Below are 15,796 nucleotides of genomic sequence, written 5' to 3'. Positions count from 1 at the left end.
TTACCATTTGCGCGGCGTGAGCACCTCGCTGGAAGGCGGCTATCCGATTGAAATCTATCAGGGTGAGGAGAATCAAACCTATATCACGCCGCAGGCGCAGTTGACGCTGAACGGGGCGAAGATGAGCGACCTGCAAAACAACGGCTCTCTGGTGCAGCAGAGCGGTAATAACAATCTGCAGACCCGTCTGGGGGCCAAACTGTCGAACGACACGCAGATGGGGAAAGACACGTCACGCATTCTGACCACCTATCTGGACCTGAACTGGATCCAGAACACCCGTCTGCCTGGCGTGACCTCAGATGGCTTGGGAGTCCAGCAGACCGGCAGCCGCCATCTGGTTGAAGTGAAAGTGGGGGCGGAAGGCAAGCTGAGTAACAACTTCAGCGTGTGGGGTAACCTGACCCAGCAGATAGGGCAGAAAGGGTACGATGACAAAGCGGCGATGCTGGGGGTGAAATACAGCTTCTAATCGCAGTAAGAGGGTAAGAAAACGCTGGCTGCCGGTTCGGGCAGCCAGCTTATACAATAAATGAAGGGGAAATCATCACGATTCCCCGCCACACACCTCACACTGCGGATCTTTCGGCAGTTTCATCTCGCGAAACTGCATACTCATGGCGTCAAACATCAGCAATTTCCCCACCAGCGGTTGGCCGTAATCGGTCAACAGCTTGATCGCTTCCATCGCCTGTAGCGTACCGATAGTACCCACCAAAGGCGCCATGACCCCAGCCTCCACGCAGGTGAGCGCGTTCTCGCCAAACAGGCGGCTCAGGCAGCGGTAACAAGGCTCATCCGGTTGATAGGTAAACACGCTGAGTTGGCCTTCCATACGGATGGCAGCACCCGAAACCAGCGGCTTGCGCTGCGCATGGCACAGGCGGTTTAGCAGATCGCGCGTGGCGACGTTATCGGTGCAGTCCAGCACCACATCACAAGCGGCAACCTGCGCCTCATCCGGTTGACCATTGACGGTATCGATACGGATATGCGGGTTGATCGCGCTTAGTTCAGTGTGCGCCGAGTCCACTTTGGGCAGGCCGATACGGGCATCCCGGTGCAGGATCTGGCGCTGTAGATTGGAGAGCGAAACGGTGTCGAAATCAACCAATGTCAGATGACCGACGCCAGCAGCAGCCAAATAGGGCGCTGCGGCACAGCCTAATCCGCCGAGCCCGACGATCAGCACGTGGGCGGCTTTCAGCTTTTCCTGACCATCGAAGTCAAAACCACGCAGTACGATCTGGCGGTTATAGCGCAGCGCTTCGGCATCGGTTAATTCCGGCAGCATGTTCAGCTCCTCAACAGAGCGTTGAAAGGTTCGACATCCACCATTTCACCGGCAGCAACAAATCCGCGTTCGCGCTCCAGCACGATAAAGCAATTACCCTGGCTGTAGGAACTGAATACGTGCGAGCCCTGATGGCCGGTGGTGCTCACTTCCAACTCACCATTAGCGTTGCTGGTGAAGATACCGCGTTGGAAATCGAGGCGGCCCGGTGATTTCTTCAGTGGCGTCAGCGCGCGGGCTTTCAGGCGTGCCGGTAAGCGCCATTCGCTATGCCCGGCCAACTTGGCGAGCAGCGGTTGCACCAACTGATAGAAGGTTAGAGCAGCAGAAACCGGGTTGCCCGGCAGGCCACAGAACCAGGCGTGTTGCAGCTTGCCGAAGGCAAAAGGTTTACCGGGCTTGATCGCCAGTTTCCAGAAGCCGACTTGGCCGAGTTCATCCAACATCTGCTTGGTGTAATCGGCTTCACCGACGGAAACGCCGCCGCTGCTGATCACCACGTCCGCTTGGCTATCTGCCTGATTGAACGCGGCACGCAGTGCGTCTTGATCGTCGGGGATAATCCCCAGATCGATCACCGTGCAACCGAGCTGTTCCAGCATCAGGCGCACCGCAAAGCGGTTGGTATCGTAGATCTGGCCAGCTTGCAGCGGTTGACCGACGGGTTGCAGTTCGTCACCGGTAGAGAACACGGCAACCCGCAGTTTGCGCATCACCTGCACGTTAGCCACGCCGAGCGAAGCCAGCAGCGGCAGTTGTGCGGCCCCCAGTTTTACCCCGGCGGGTAAGACGCCCGCTCCCTGGCGGATATCTTCTCCTGCCAGCCGGATATTCTGCCCGCTGCGTACCGGCGCGTTGAAGCGCACCTCGGCCTCGCTTACTTCTGCCTGCTCCTGCATGATCACCGCATCGGCCCCCGTTGGGATCGGCGCACCGGTCATGATGCGGATACAGGTATTGGCTGGCCACTCGCCGGTGAATGGCGTACCGGCAAAGGCTTTGCCTGCCACTGGCAACGGCGCGTTAGCGTTTAATTCGTTGGTACGTACCGCATAGCCGTCCATCGCCGAGTTGGCGAAGGGGGGGACATCGATAGGGGAAATCACTGCCGCCGCCGTAATTCGCCCGGCGGCGCTGGTCAGCGCAATGGATTCGCTCTCTTGTAATGGCGCAACCTGGGAGAGCATTGTCTCCAGTGCCTGCTCAAGGGTGATAAGGTCAGAAGTATGGCAATGATCCATTAAGTAAACTCCGTAATCAGCGTGCGCGAGTTTTTCGGCAAAGTGCGGCTATTATGGCAGATAACGTCGGGTGGGAGAATGATGCCATCCTGAGGACCACAACAGGAAACAACCATGCACAGACAAATACTGGATTTTTGGTTTACCGAGATTGACCCGGTGATGTGGTTTAAAAAAGATGATGACTTTGATCGTCTGTTACATAGCCGCTTCGGCCAGGTTTGGCATGCGGCGGCACAGGGAGAATTGGCGCACTGGCGTGCGACGATCGAAGGGCGGTTGGCGGAGATTATCGTGCTCGATCAGTTCAGCCGTAATCTGTTTCGCGACACACCGCGTGCTTTTTCCTGTGACGGTATGGCACTGGTATTGGCACAGGAAGCGATCGCCAGCGGATTATGCGAACAACTCAGCATTGAGCAGCGCGGCTTTCTTTATTTGCCGTTTATGCATTCCGAATCCGCGCTGATTCATCAACAGGCGTTGGTATTGTACAGCGAATTAAATCATCGCGATCAACTGGAATATGAATTACGTCATAAAGCCATTATTGAACGCTTTGGTCGTTATCCACATCGTAATGCGATATTAGGCCGGGAGTCTACGCCAGAGGAGCAGGAATTTCTGCTGCAACCGGGATCAGGGTTCTGAATATTTTTGCCCGCGTCCAGTTGGCTGGGCGCAATGAAATTACGTTGCAGCTGATGAGATAACAGGCTGTTTTTATTCCATTAAGCTCTTTCAACACACAAAATAATCTAAGCAGATGTCAGCCCAAGATACAGCGCATACTTTGCGCTTTACATCGTATGCTGGGCTAAATATAGTCGGGAAAGACAGAATAATAGTTATACCCTTCATACTTCAAGTTGCTTGGGTGTTGGCTGCACTCTTTCACCCTGGTCACATAGTTGGCTATGCTCCCAGGGATTATGAGCCTCATTACTGAGGCTCACCCTGCAGGCCAGCGCAAGCGCTGTTCAAGTCGGTCTCTGACCGACTTGTCATTCGTTTGCCGCCTACAAGCAACTCGAATTATTTTGGGTATACTCTCCTCAAATAGGGAGATCGGTTCCAGCGGATATCGGCAGATTGGATTAATACAGGATGTCAGTTCAATGAGCAAACCAGTGATTGCCATTTATGGCGGAGTGACTCGTGCCATATTGAGTGCTGAAAAGGAACAACCTTATATTCAAGCGCGTTCTGCCATGGGCGCTGCATGACTAATTCTATCATCCTGCCTCCGCAGCGCGTGCTGGCGGTGAGCGACCTGAGCGTACAATTCCGGCAAGAGGGTGAAACCATTGCGGCGGTGCGCAATCTGGCTTTCCATGTGGATCGCGGCGAAACGCTGGCCATCGTTGGTGAATCCGGTTCCGGCAAATCCGTCACCTCGCTGGCGTTGATGTGTTTGGTGGAGCAGGGCGGTGGTGAACTGACCAGCGGTGTGATGCAGTTCCGCCGCCGCAACCAGCAGGTGCTCGATCTGGCCCAGGCCAAACAGAGTACCTTGCGTACCCTGCGCGGTGCCGATATGGCGATGATCTTTCAGGAACCGATGACCTCGCTCAACCCGGTATTCCCGGTGGGGGAGCAGATTGCTGAATCCTTGCGCCTGCATCAGAAGATGGATCACCGCAGCGCCAAACGCGAAGCGCTGCATATGCTGGATTTGGTGCGTATCCCTGAAGCAAAAAATGTGCTGGAGCGCTATCCGCATCAACTTTCCGGCGGCATGCGCCAGCGGGTGATGATTGCCATGGCGCTGTCGTGCAAACCGGCGTTGCTGATTGCTGATGAACCCACCACCGCGCTGGATGTCACTATTCAGGCGCAAATCCTACAGTTGATCCGCGAGTTGCAGCAGGAAATGCAGATGGCGGTGATCTTTATTACTCATGATATGGGCGTCGTCGCCGAGATTGCCGATCGGGTGCTGGTGATGCATCAGGGCACCAAGGTGGAAGAGGGCGAAGTCCGTGCGCTGTTTGCCGCGCCGCAACAGCCCTATACCCAAGCGCTGCTGGCAGCGGTGCCAAGGCTGGGTTCGATGAAGGATCAAGACCTGCCAGCCAAATTCCCCTTGCCCGGCAGCACAGACAATGGCGCACCGCAGGACACCTTGCTGGCTGGAGCGGCCCCGATCCTACGGGTGGAAAACCTGGTCACGCGTTTTGACTTGCGCAGCGGCATTCTCAACCGGGTGACGCGGCGCGTGCACGCGGTGGAAAATATCAGTTTCGATTTATATCCCGGCGAAACGCTGGGGCTGGTGGGGGAATCCGGCTGTGGCAAATCCACCACCGGGCGCGCACTGTTAAAGCTGGTAGAAAGCCAACACGGCACCATTACTTTCAACGGCCAGCAGATCAATCAGCTCAAAGGCGCGGCGTTGCAGCACCTGCGGCGCGATATCCAGTTTATCTTTCAAGACCCTTATGCCTCGCTTGATCCGCGTTTAACCGTGGGTTTCTCGATCATGGAGCCATTGCTGGTGCATAACGTGGCGCACGGTGCTGAGGCAGAAAAGCGCGTAGCCTGGCTGCTGGAGCGCGTTGGGCTGCTGCCGGAACATGCGCGGCGTTATCCGCATGAGTTCTCCGGCGGCCAGCGGCAGCGGATCTGCATTGCACGCGCGCTGGCGCTCAACCCGAAAGTGGTGGTGGCGGATGAATCCGTCTCCGCGCTGGATGTGTCGATACAGGCGCAGATCGTCAATCTGTTGCTCGATTTACAGCGTGAATTCGGTATTGCCTTCCTGTTTATTTCCCATGATATGGCGGTGGTAGAGCGTATCAGCCACCGCGTGGCGGTGATGTATCTTGGCCAGATTGTCGAGATCGGCCCACGCCGCAGCGTATTTGAAAACCCGCAGCATGCCTATACCCGCAAGCTGATGGCTGCGGTGCCGGTTGCCGATCCGGCCCATGTTCACCAACGCCAGCCACTGTTGGTGGATGAAATACCCAGCCCGATCCGCGCGTTGGGCGATGAACCCGTTACCGCACCTTTAGTGCAGGTGGGGCCGGGGCACTTTGTGGCCCACCATCCCATTGCCGGTGCCTTTTAGCCTTGCCTCAGGAGAGACAACGATATGACCATGCAGAGATTCAAACGCAATGTTTTGGCCGCCGCTCTACTGGCTGTGGCCGCTGGCCCGGCCTGGGCTGCCAAAGATGCGGTGATTGCCGTAGCCTCCAACTTCACCACGCTCGATCCGTACGATGCTAACGACACCCTGTCGCAGGCGGTGGCTAAATCCTTCTATCAGGGGCTGTTCGGCTTCGACAAAGACATGAAGCTGGTCAACGTACTGGCGGATAGCTATGAGGTAAGCCCAGACGGCCTGACTTACACCATCAAGCTGCATCCGGGGGTGAAATTCCACGATGGCAGCGATTTCAACGCCGAAGCGGTGAAAATCAACCTGGATCGCGCCAGTAACCCGGAGAACCGCCTCAAACGCTATAACCTGTTCAGAATGATCGACAAAACAGAAGTAGTGGCACCAGATACCGTCAAAGTGGTGTTGAAAACCCCCTTTGCGGCGTTTATCAACAATCTGGCACACCCGGCGGCGGTAATGATCTCCCCGGCGGCGCTGAAGCAGTACGGCAAGGAGATCGGTTTCCATCCGGTCGGTACCGGCCCTTATCAGTTTGAAACCTGGAACCAGACCGATTTTGTCAAAGTGAAGAAATTTGACGGTTACTGGAAAGCCGGGCTGCCGAAGCTCGACACCATCACCTGGCGCCCGGTGGTGGATAACAACACCCGTGCGGCGATGCTGCAAACCGGTGAAGCGACCTTTGCTTTCCCGATCCCGTATGAGCAGGCCAGCGTGCTGGAGAAAAACGCTAAGCTGGATCTGGTGGCCGCCCCGTCGATTCTGCAACGCTACATCAGCATGAATGTGACGCAAAAGCCGTTCGACAACCCGAAAGTGCGTCAGGCGCTGAACTACGCCATCAATAAAGACGCGCTGATCAAAGTGGCATTTTCAGGCTATGCCGTACCGGCCGAAGGCCCGGTGCCACCGGCGATCGACTTTGCTACCCGCTATCAACCTTGGCCTTACGATCCGGCCAAAGCGCGCGAACTGCTGAAAGAAGCCGGTTACCCGAACGGTTTTAGCACCACGCTGTGGTCTTCCCATAACCACAGCACCGCGCAGAAAGTGCTGCAGTTTGCCCAGCAACAGTTGGCACAGGTTGGGGTGAAAGTGACGGTCACGGCGATGGATGCGGGCCAGCGTGCGGCACAGGTGGAAAGCGTGGGTGTGAAGGAGACCGGCGTGCGGATGTTCTATACCGGCTGGTCGGCATCGACCGGTGAGGCCGATTGGGCGCTGTCGCCGCTGTTCTCTACCCAGGCGGCACCGCCGAAGCAGTTCAACACCGCGTTCTACAGCAACCCGCAGGTGGATGAGGATCTGGCGGCGGCGCTGGCAACCACCGATCGCACCAAACGGCAGGCGTTGTACCAACAGGTGCAGGACCGTATCTGGGCCGATGCCCCTTGGATCTTCCTGGCTACAGAACGCCTGCTCTCGGCAAATAACAAGCAGTTGAGCGGTTTCTATGTGATGCCGGATGCGTCATTCAACTTTGACAACGCAGACCTGAAATAAGGCACCCAGCCCAATCTCTTCCGTTGGAAGGGGTTGGGCTGAGGCGGATACGCATGCTTAATTACTTTCTCAAGCGCCTGCTGGGGCTGATCCCAACGCTGCTGATTGTGGCGGTGTTGGTGTTCCTGTTTGTCCATCTGCTGCCGGGCGATCCGGCACGCTTGGTGGCCGGGCAGGACGCCGACGAAGCGGTGGTGCAGCTGGTACGCCAGGATCTGGGGCTGGATAAACCGCTGCCACAGCAGTTTGTACGTTTCTTCGCGAACATCTTACAGGGCGATTTCGGCACCTCGATGGTATCCAAACGCCCGGTCAGTGAAGAGATCGCCTCACGTTTTATGCCCACGTTCTGGTTGACCTTAACCAGCATGGTGTGGGCGGTGATGTTTGGTATGACGATCGGCATGACTTCCGCCGTATGGCGCAATCGCTGGCCGGATCGGCTGGGAATGATGCTGGCGGTTTCAGGCATCTCTTTCCCGGCCTTTGCACTGGGGATGCTGCTGATGCAGGTATTCTCGGTCAGCCTGGGTTGGTTGCCCACGGTGGGGGCCGACAGCTGGCGGCACTATATTCTGCCCTCGGTCACGCTGGGCGCGGCGGTGGCCGCCGTGATGGCCCGTTTTACCCGCGCCTCGTTTGTGGAGGTGATGCAGGAAGATTATATGCGTACCGCAAGGGCCAAAGGCGTGCGCGAGTCGCTGGTGATCGTCAAACACGGGTTGCGCAACGCGATGATCCCGGTGGTCACCATGATGGGCCTGCAATTTGGCTTTCTACTGGGTGGCTCGATCGTGGTGGAAAAGGTATTCAACTGGCCGGGATTGGGGCGCTTATTGGTGGATTCGGTAGAAATGCGTGATTACCCGGTGATCCAGGCCGAAGTGCTGCTGTTTTCCCTGGAGTTTATTCTGATTAACTTGCTGGTGGATATGCTGTATGCGGCGATCAACCCTTCCATTCGCTACCAATAGGCGGCCGCATGATTAAGCATTGGCGGCGTAATGCCGCACTGAAAACCATGCCGCAGGTGAATCCTAATGCGGTGCGTACGCCTTGGCATGAATTCTGGCGGCGTTTCCGGCGGCAGCATATTGCGTTACTGGCCGGGCTGTTTGTGCTGCTGCTGGTGGCTGCGGCGTTGTTGGCCCCGTATCTGGTGCCCTATGATGCGGAAAACTACTTCGATTACGATCGGTTGAACGACGGCCCTTCGTTGGTGCACTGGTTGGGCGTCGACTCTCTCGGGCGCGATATTTTCAGCCGCATTCTGATGGGCACGCGTATCTCTCTGGCTGCCGGGGTATTTTCGGTTTTGGTGGGCGGGGCGATCGGCACGCTGCTTGGTTTGCTGGCCGGATATTATGAAGGCTGGTGGGATCGCATCGTGATGCGCATCAGCGACGTGCTGTTTGCCTTCCCCGGTATTCTGCTGGCGATTGGCGTGGTGGCGATCATGGGCAGCGGCATGGCTAACGTGATTGTCGCCGTAGCGATTTTCAGCATTCCGGCGTTTGCCCGCTTGGTGCGTGGCAACACTTTGGTACTGAAACACCTGACCTACATCGAATCGGCGCGCAGCATTGGCGCTTCTGACTGGACCATTATCATACGGCATATTCTGCCGGGTACCATTTCATCGATCGTGGTCTATTTCACCATGCGTATTGGCACCTCGATTATCACCGCGGCTAGTCTGTCGTTTCTTGGCCTGGGTGCACAGCCGCCAACGCCAGAATGGGGCGCAATGCTCAACGAAGCCAGAGCCGATATGGTGATTGCGCCGCATGTGGCGATCTTCCCCTGCCTGGCGATTTTCCTCACCGTGCTGGCGTTCAACCTGTTGGGCGATGGGTTGCGCGATGCGTTGGATCCTAAGCTGAAAGGTTAGGCTGCGTGACCTGAATAACGTCAGTAATGCTCATATGCCCTTCATACTTCAAGTTGCTTAAGTGTTAGCTTGGTTACTCGCCTGCAAACAACTCGAATTTTTTAGAGTATAAGTGAGTTTCACGCGCCAAAAGCGACTGATGACCAAGTGTTTTTTTAATCCCAGGCTCCCGGATATATACCCTAAATAAAATTTCATATGTGATAAAAATAATTATTTTAATAAATTTAACGATGTGATTTGAATAATTTAAGTCATGAAATTAATTAAATTATGTGTATCTTATTTACGCTAATAACACACTGCGTAGTGAATAAATTTTCTTATCACTGATAAAAAAATACCATTTCACAGTGGTTAAACAAAGTCCTATACTCCGCTGAAATAAAGATAGGACTACATTGGTTATTTGTCATGTATACACTCTCTTTAATCTCATAATACTTATTTTATAATTTGTTTTTAATGACTTAGGTTGCGCAATGGTAACGGGTGCTAGCAAATAGGCCAAAGCATGTGCAATTTGAGTATCACGAGAACATCACGGAATTTTAATTTAGACGACTTATGGAGTTGTAATACATATGGATAGGACAATAGTTCTAGCTGTAAACAATGGTGAAGGAAAAACCCGGCTGTTGACTGCGAACGCAAACAAGGCTGTTAAAGTTAAGCTGATTCACGGTAATAAATACCTGTTGAAAAATCTGGGTAACGATTTTGCGCCGGAGAATATTACTCTGACACGCGTAGGCAAAGCGCTACACGTTATCCAGGAAGGGGACACTAAAGCCAGCATTATTATTGAAGATTATTTCAATGGTGATGCCAACAACCCGGTGCTGCTGGGTATGTCGGAAGACGGGCAACTGTATGCCTACGTGCCGTTGTCTGGTGAAGGCTACGAACATGGCTATCTGACCAGTGAAGGTGAGTTGTCGCCAGCCGCTTTAGGTGGCCCCGCTTTAGGCAGCGGCAATGGTATATTTACCTCCTCTGATGATAATCATGATGCCCTGTTTGGCCTGCTCGGTTGGGTCGCTGCGGCGACGGCAATCGGCGCTGGCGCCGCTATTGCCTATCATAACCGCAACAACGGTGACAATAACCCGGCTGACACCACCCCACCGGCCAAACCCGCCATCGGCGAAGCGTTAGACCAGAAGGGCGCGGTCACCGGCGCGATCCAGAACGGCAGCGTCACCGACGAAACCCGTCCTGTCTTGAGCGGTCAGGGTACGCCTGGCGATCTCATCACCGTCTATGACAACGGCCAAGCCATCGGTAGCGTGGTGATTGATGGCAACGGCAACTGGACGTTTACCCCTGACGCTGAACTGGGCGAAGGCTCGCACCAGTTGGTGATCACCGAGACCGATCCGGCGGGCAACGTCAGTTCACCGTCCGACTCTCTGAATTTCAACGTCGATACCACTCCTCCGGATGTGCCGGGTCTCCAGCATGTCATGGATAAAGTCGGCGACACCGTGGGTGAAATCAACGCCGGTGGCATGACTGACGATCCGCGCCCTGAACTGAGCGGCAGCGGCGAAGCTGGCAGCAAGGTCACCATTTATGACAATGGCACCGTGATTGGCGAAACCGAAGTCAACGAAGATGGTCGCTGGTCCTTTAAGCCTGACACGGATCTGACCGACGGCAGCCATACCCTCACCGTTTCCCAGACCGATCCGGCGGGCAACCAGAGCGAGCAGTCTGGCGGCTGGACCTTTACGGTCGATACGCAACTCCCGTCCTTGCCGTCTATCGGCAGCATTCTTGACAACACCGGCAGCGTTACCGGCCCGTTGACCAACGGCAGCGTGACGGATGAAACCCAGCCACAGCTGAACGGCGTGGGTGAGCCAGGTAACGTCATCATTATCACGGACAACGGTAAGCCACTGGGCTCTGCCGTGGTCGACGATCAGGGCAACTGGAGCTATGTCGTTGATGAGCCTCTGACTGAAGGCAGCCATCAGTTAGTCGTCACCGAAGTCGACCAGGCCGGCAATAGCAGCGTACCGTCCAGCCCGATTGAGATCGTGGTTGATACCACAGCACCGGGCAAACCGGATGTCGCTGACGCTCAGGATACCACCGGGCCGGTCACCGGGCCGATCGTCAACGGCGGTGCTACCGACGAAACCCAGCCGAAGCTGAGTGGTATGGGTGAGCCAGGCAATACGATCAACATCTATGACGGCGGCGAGAAAATCGGCTCCGTGGTAGTGGGTGACAACGGCAAGTGGAGCTTCACGCCAGAGACCCCACTGGCTGAAACCGATCACAGCATTACCGTGACTGAAACCGACCCGGCTGGCAATGAAAGTGCGCCGTCCGAGCCATTGAACTTTACCGTCGATACCACGGCTCCGCTGGAAGGCCCAGATCATCTGGCCATTACCGCCGTGGAAGACCGCGTGGGCGATCGCCAGGGTGCCGTGGATAACGGCGCGGTGACCGACGACAGCCAGCCGCTGATTAGCGGTATCGGCACTGCCGGTGATACCATTTTTGTCTACACCACCGACAGCGCCGGTCAGCATCTGATTGGCAGCGCCGTGGTGCAGCAGGACGGTAAGTGGAGCATGACGCCTGAGCTGCCGCTGCTGGAAGGCAACAACCAACTGGCGATCGTGGCTCAGGATCCGGCGGGCAACCGTACCGGCTTCTCTTCACCGAGCTACGATATCAGTCTGTTTATTCCTGTCTCATCCGAAGCGACGATCACCAGCGTGGTGGACAACGCCGAGCCACACGTCGGGCCACTGCAGAAGGGCGATGTCACCAACGACACGACCCCAACCCTGAGCGGCACTGCGGCACCAGGCAACATCGTCACCGTGATAGATAATGGCCAGGCCATTGGTTCGGTGACCGCCGACGCCAACGGCAAGTGGAGCTTCACGCCAGACACGGCGCTGAAAGACGGTAGCCACAGCCTAAACATCACTGCCACCGACGCGGCGGGTAATGTCAGCGCGCCAAGCGGCAGCTTCGGCATTGTCATTGACACTACCGTACCGGATTCGGCGACGGAGATCGTTATTACCGACAACGTGGGTGAGAAGACCGGTGAAGTGAAGCCGGGCGAGACCACCGATGACCGTTCCCCGACCCTGAGCGGGAAAGGTGAACCGGGTGACACCATCACGGTGATCGACAACGGCAACGTGATCGGCAGCACCGTGATCGACGAGAACGGTAACTGGACGTTCACCCCGAGTGAACCGCTGGATAACGGCGAGCATAACCTGAGCACCACCGTGACCGATGAAGCGGGCAACGTGAGTGAGCCAAGCCCGGGCGTGAATATCGTGGTGGACGACACCCCGGTAGTGGTTCAACTGGGTTCGGTAACTGACAACGTGGGGCCGAACACGGGCAGCCTGCAACCGGGTGAAGTGACGGACGACGCACGTCCAGAACTGAACGGCAGCGGCAAGCCGGGCAGCACAGTGACCGTGAAAGACGGTGACACCGTGCTGGGCACCACCACCGTACAGCCAGATGGCAGTTGGACCTTTACGCCAGAGACCGACCTGGGCGACGGCAACCACAGCCTGACCGTGATCGCGGAAGATGCGGCGGGCAACAGCGTGACCTCCCCGGCGTTTGAGCTGAAGGTGGACACCGAAGCGCCAGCACAACCAGTGGTTGGCGGGGCGATTGACGACGTGGGCGACGTGCGCGGGCCATTGAGCAGCGGCAGCGTGACCGACGACGCCAACCCGACCTTCAACGGGACGGCCGAGCCGGGCAGCGTCATCAAGGTGTACGACAACGGCAACCTGTTGGGCTCGGTCACTGCCGACAACAACGGTGCCTGGGCGTTTACCCCGACCACCCCACTGGCGGAAGGTGAGCACAGCCTCACCACCACGGCGACGGACAAAGCGGGCAACACCAGTGCACCATCCGAGTCGTTCGACCTGACCACCGACTACACCGCGTCACCGACCGGCCCAGAGTTCCTGGCGATCACCGGCGTGGAAGACCGCGTGGGCAGCGAGCAGGGCACCATTGCGTCCGGCGGCATTACCGACGACAGCCAACCGTTGATCAGCGGTATCGGCACTGCCGGTGACACCATCATCGTGTACGCGGCGGATGCGGCGGGTAACCACCCGATTGGCAGCACCACCGTGCAGGCCAATGGCACCTGGTCACTGACGCCAACCACGCCACTGCTGGAAGGTCAGAACCAACTGACCATCGTGGCGGTGGATGCGGCAGGCAACAAGACCACGCCAAGCACCCCATCGTATGACCTTAACGTCGACATCACCGTGCCGACGCAGCCGGCGATCACCAGCGTGGTGGACAACGCCGAGCCGCATGTCGGGCCACTGCAGAAGGGCGATGTCACCAACGACACGACCCCAACCCTGAGCGGGACTGCCGAAGCGGGCAGCACCGTCACCGTCTCTGACAACGGTCAGGTGATTGGCAGCGTGGTGGCTGACGCCCACGGCAAGTGGAGCTTCACGCCAGACACGGCGCTGCAAGACGGCAGCCACAGCCTGAACATCACGGCCACCGACGCGGCGGGTAACGTCAGCGCGCCAAGCGGCAGCTTCGGGATTGTCATTGATACCGTGGCCCCGGCGGCACCGGGTGAAGTGATCATCATCGACAACGTGGGTGAGAAGACCGGTGAAGTGAAGCCGGGCGAGACCACCGATGACCGTTCCCCGACCCTGAGCGGGAAAGGTGAGCCGGGCGACACCATCACGGTGATCGACAACGGCAACGTGATCGGCAGCAGCGTGATCGACGAGAACGGCAACTGGACGTTCACCCCGAGTGAACCGCTGGATAACGGCGAGCATAACCTGAGCACCACCGTGACCGATGAAGCGGGCAACGTGAGTGAGCCAAGCCCGGGCATGAACATCGTGGTGGACGACACCCCGGTAGTGGTTCAACTGGGTTCGGTAACTGACAACGTGGGGCCGAACACGGGCAGCCTGCAACCGGGTGAAGTGACGGACGATGCACGTCCAGAACTGAACGGCAGCGGCAAGCCGGGCAGCGTGGTGACCGTGAAAGACGGTGACACCGTGCTGGGCACTACCACCGTGAACCCGGACGGCAGTTGGACCTTTACGCCAGAGACCGACCTGGGCGACGGCAACCACAGCCTGACCGTGACCGCGGAAGATGCGGCGGGTAACAGCGTGACCTCCCCGGCGTTTGAGCTGAAGGTGGACACCGAAGCGCCAGCACAGTCAGTGATTGGCGGGGCGATTGACGACGTGGGCGACGTGCGCGGGCCATTGAGCAGCGGCAGCGTGACCGACGACGCCAACCCGACCTTCAACGGGTCGGCAGAGCCGGGCAGCGTTATCAAGGTGTACGACAACGGCAACCTGTTGGGCTCGGTCACTGCCGACAACAACGGTGCCTGGGCGTTTACTCCGACTACCCCACTGGCGGAAGGCGATCACAGCCTCACCACCACGGCGACAGACAAAGCGGGCAACACCAGTGCGCCATCCGAGCCGTTTGAGTTGAGCACCGATTACTCAGCACCGGACGCAAGCCTTATGGCGATCACCGGGGTGGAAGATGCGGTCGGGGCCATCAAAGGTAATGTGGTGGCGGGTGGTACCACCGACGACAACCGTCCAACCCTCAGCGGCACCGGCGCGGAAACCGGCAACACCGTTACCGTGTACAACGGCACCGCGGTGATTGGTACGGCGACCGTGCAAGATGACGGCACCTGGTCACTGAAACCGACCCTACCACTGGCAGACGGCCTGTATGCCTTGACCGCCAAAGAAACCGACAGCGTGGGCAACACCACGGCGGCGTCGCCAGAGTATGGCTTCACCATCCTCACCCAGGGCCCGGCGGCACCGGTGATTGGCTCGGTGGAAGACGATGTGGCCCCGCATACCGGTGCGCTGCAGAAGGGCGATGTCACCAACGACAGCACCCCGACCCTGAAAGGGACGGCGTTGCCAGGCGGCACCGTGACCGTGTACGACAACGGCACGGCGATCGGCAGCACCACCGCTGATACCAACGGCGCGTGGAGCTTTACCCCGAGCACCCCACTGGGTGAGGGTAATCACAACCTGACGGCCTCGGTGATGGACAGCATCGGCCAGGTCAGCCCGACCACCGGTGACTTCGGGATCGTGGTTGACACCTTGCCACCGGCAGCGGTAACGGATCTGGTGGTGACGGATGATGCGGGCAGCGTACAGGGCCCACTGACGGCGGGCGGCACGACCGACGACAGCACGCCAAGCTTCAGCGGCAAGGCGGAAGCGGGCGGCGTGGTCACCGTGCTGGACAACGGCAGGGCGATTGGCAGCACCACGGTGGATGGCGATGGCAACTGGCGCTTTACGCCAAGCACCCCGCTGACCAACGGCGCACATGACTTTACCACCACGGTCACCGACACCGCGGGCAACACTAGCGCCGAAGGGGAACACCTGGCGGTCACGGTAGATGTGGTGCCGGGTCAGGTGCAACTGGGCAGTCTGACGGATGACGTGGGCAGCGTGCAGGGCAACATCGTGCAGAACGGCGTGACGGACGACCTGCGTCCGACGCTGAACGGCACGGCGAAGGCTGGCAGCGTGGTGACGGTGAGCGACGGCAGCACGGTGCTGGGCAGCGTCACGGCGGATGAGCAGGGTAACTGGCGCTTTACGCCAGAGACCGACCTGGGCCAGGGCGCACACAGCCTGAGTGCTTCCGCCAAGGATCCGGCG

At 57.8% G+C, this 15,796-nt stretch carries 9 protein-coding genes; 7 read left to right on the top strand and 2 right to left on the bottom strand.

Annotated elements, in window-relative coordinates:
• The coding region (locus tag AC2A1E_RS22835; protein ID WP_484385646.1) for an autotransporter outer membrane beta-barrel domain-containing protein at positions 1-472 on the top strand (472 nt) is incomplete at its 5' end.
• A 75-nt stretch (positions 473-547) separates the two neighbouring features.
• Here AC2A1E_RS22835 and moeB read toward each other — a convergent pair.
• Both moeB and moeA read right to left on the bottom strand, forming a co-directional pair.
• Positions 548-1,294: a molybdopterin-synthase adenylyltransferase MoeB gene (moeB, locus tag AC2A1E_RS22830; RefSeq protein WP_484385645.1), complete on the bottom strand. Its 747-nt coding sequence runs from the start codon at positions 1,292-1,294 to the stop codon at positions 548-550.
• 2 nt (positions 1,295-1,296) lie between these two features.
• Entirely contained in the window at positions 1,297-2,535 is a 1,239-nt protein-coding gene (gene moeA / locus AC2A1E_RS22825; RefSeq protein WP_484385644.1) for a molybdopterin molybdotransferase MoeA, read from the bottom strand.
• Between the two features lie 114 nt (positions 2,536-2,649).
• Between moeA and AC2A1E_RS22820 the strand changes: the two genes are divergently transcribed.
• The 6 genes from AC2A1E_RS22820 to AC2A1E_RS22795 form a co-directional block, all read left to right on the top strand.
• Positions 2,650-3,186, top strand: coding sequence for a DUF924 family protein (locus AC2A1E_RS22820; protein WP_484385643.1), 537 nt, complete (start codon positions 2,650-2,652; stop codon positions 3,184-3,186).
• 571 nt (positions 3,187-3,757) lie between these two features.
• A complete protein-coding gene (locus AC2A1E_RS22815) occupies positions 3,758-5,608 on the top strand; it encodes a dipeptide ABC transporter ATP-binding protein (RefSeq protein ID WP_484385642.1) in 1,851 nt (616 codons plus the stop codon).
• A gap of 24 nt (positions 5,609-5,632) precedes the next feature.
• Positions 5,633-7,168: a glutathione ABC transporter substrate-binding protein GsiB gene (gene gsiB / locus AC2A1E_RS22810; protein ID WP_484385641.1), complete on the top strand. Its 1,536-nt coding sequence runs from the start codon at positions 5,633-5,635 to the stop codon at positions 7,166-7,168.
• Between the two features lie 53 nt (positions 7,169-7,221).
• Positions 7,222-8,142: a glutathione ABC transporter permease GsiC gene (gsiC, locus tag AC2A1E_RS22805; protein ID WP_484385640.1), complete on the top strand. Its 921-nt coding sequence runs from the start codon at positions 7,222-7,224 to the stop codon at positions 8,140-8,142.
• An 8-nt stretch (positions 8,143-8,150) separates the two neighbouring features.
• Entirely contained in the window at positions 8,151-9,059 is a 909-nt protein-coding gene (gene gsiD, locus AC2A1E_RS22800; protein ID WP_484385639.1) for a glutathione ABC transporter permease GsiD, read from the top strand.
• Positions 9,060-9,697: 638 nt separating this feature from the next.
• Positions 9,698-15,796: Ig-like domain-containing protein (locus AC2A1E_RS22795; protein WP_484385638.1), on the top strand; the 6,099-nt coding region annotated here is incomplete at its 3' end.

This window comes from Serratia sp. HNCC26DJ206 (genome assembly GCF_057180605.1).
The sequence above is the reverse complement of the archived record's forward strand: the minus strand, read 5'-3'. Positions and strand labels throughout refer to the sequence as shown.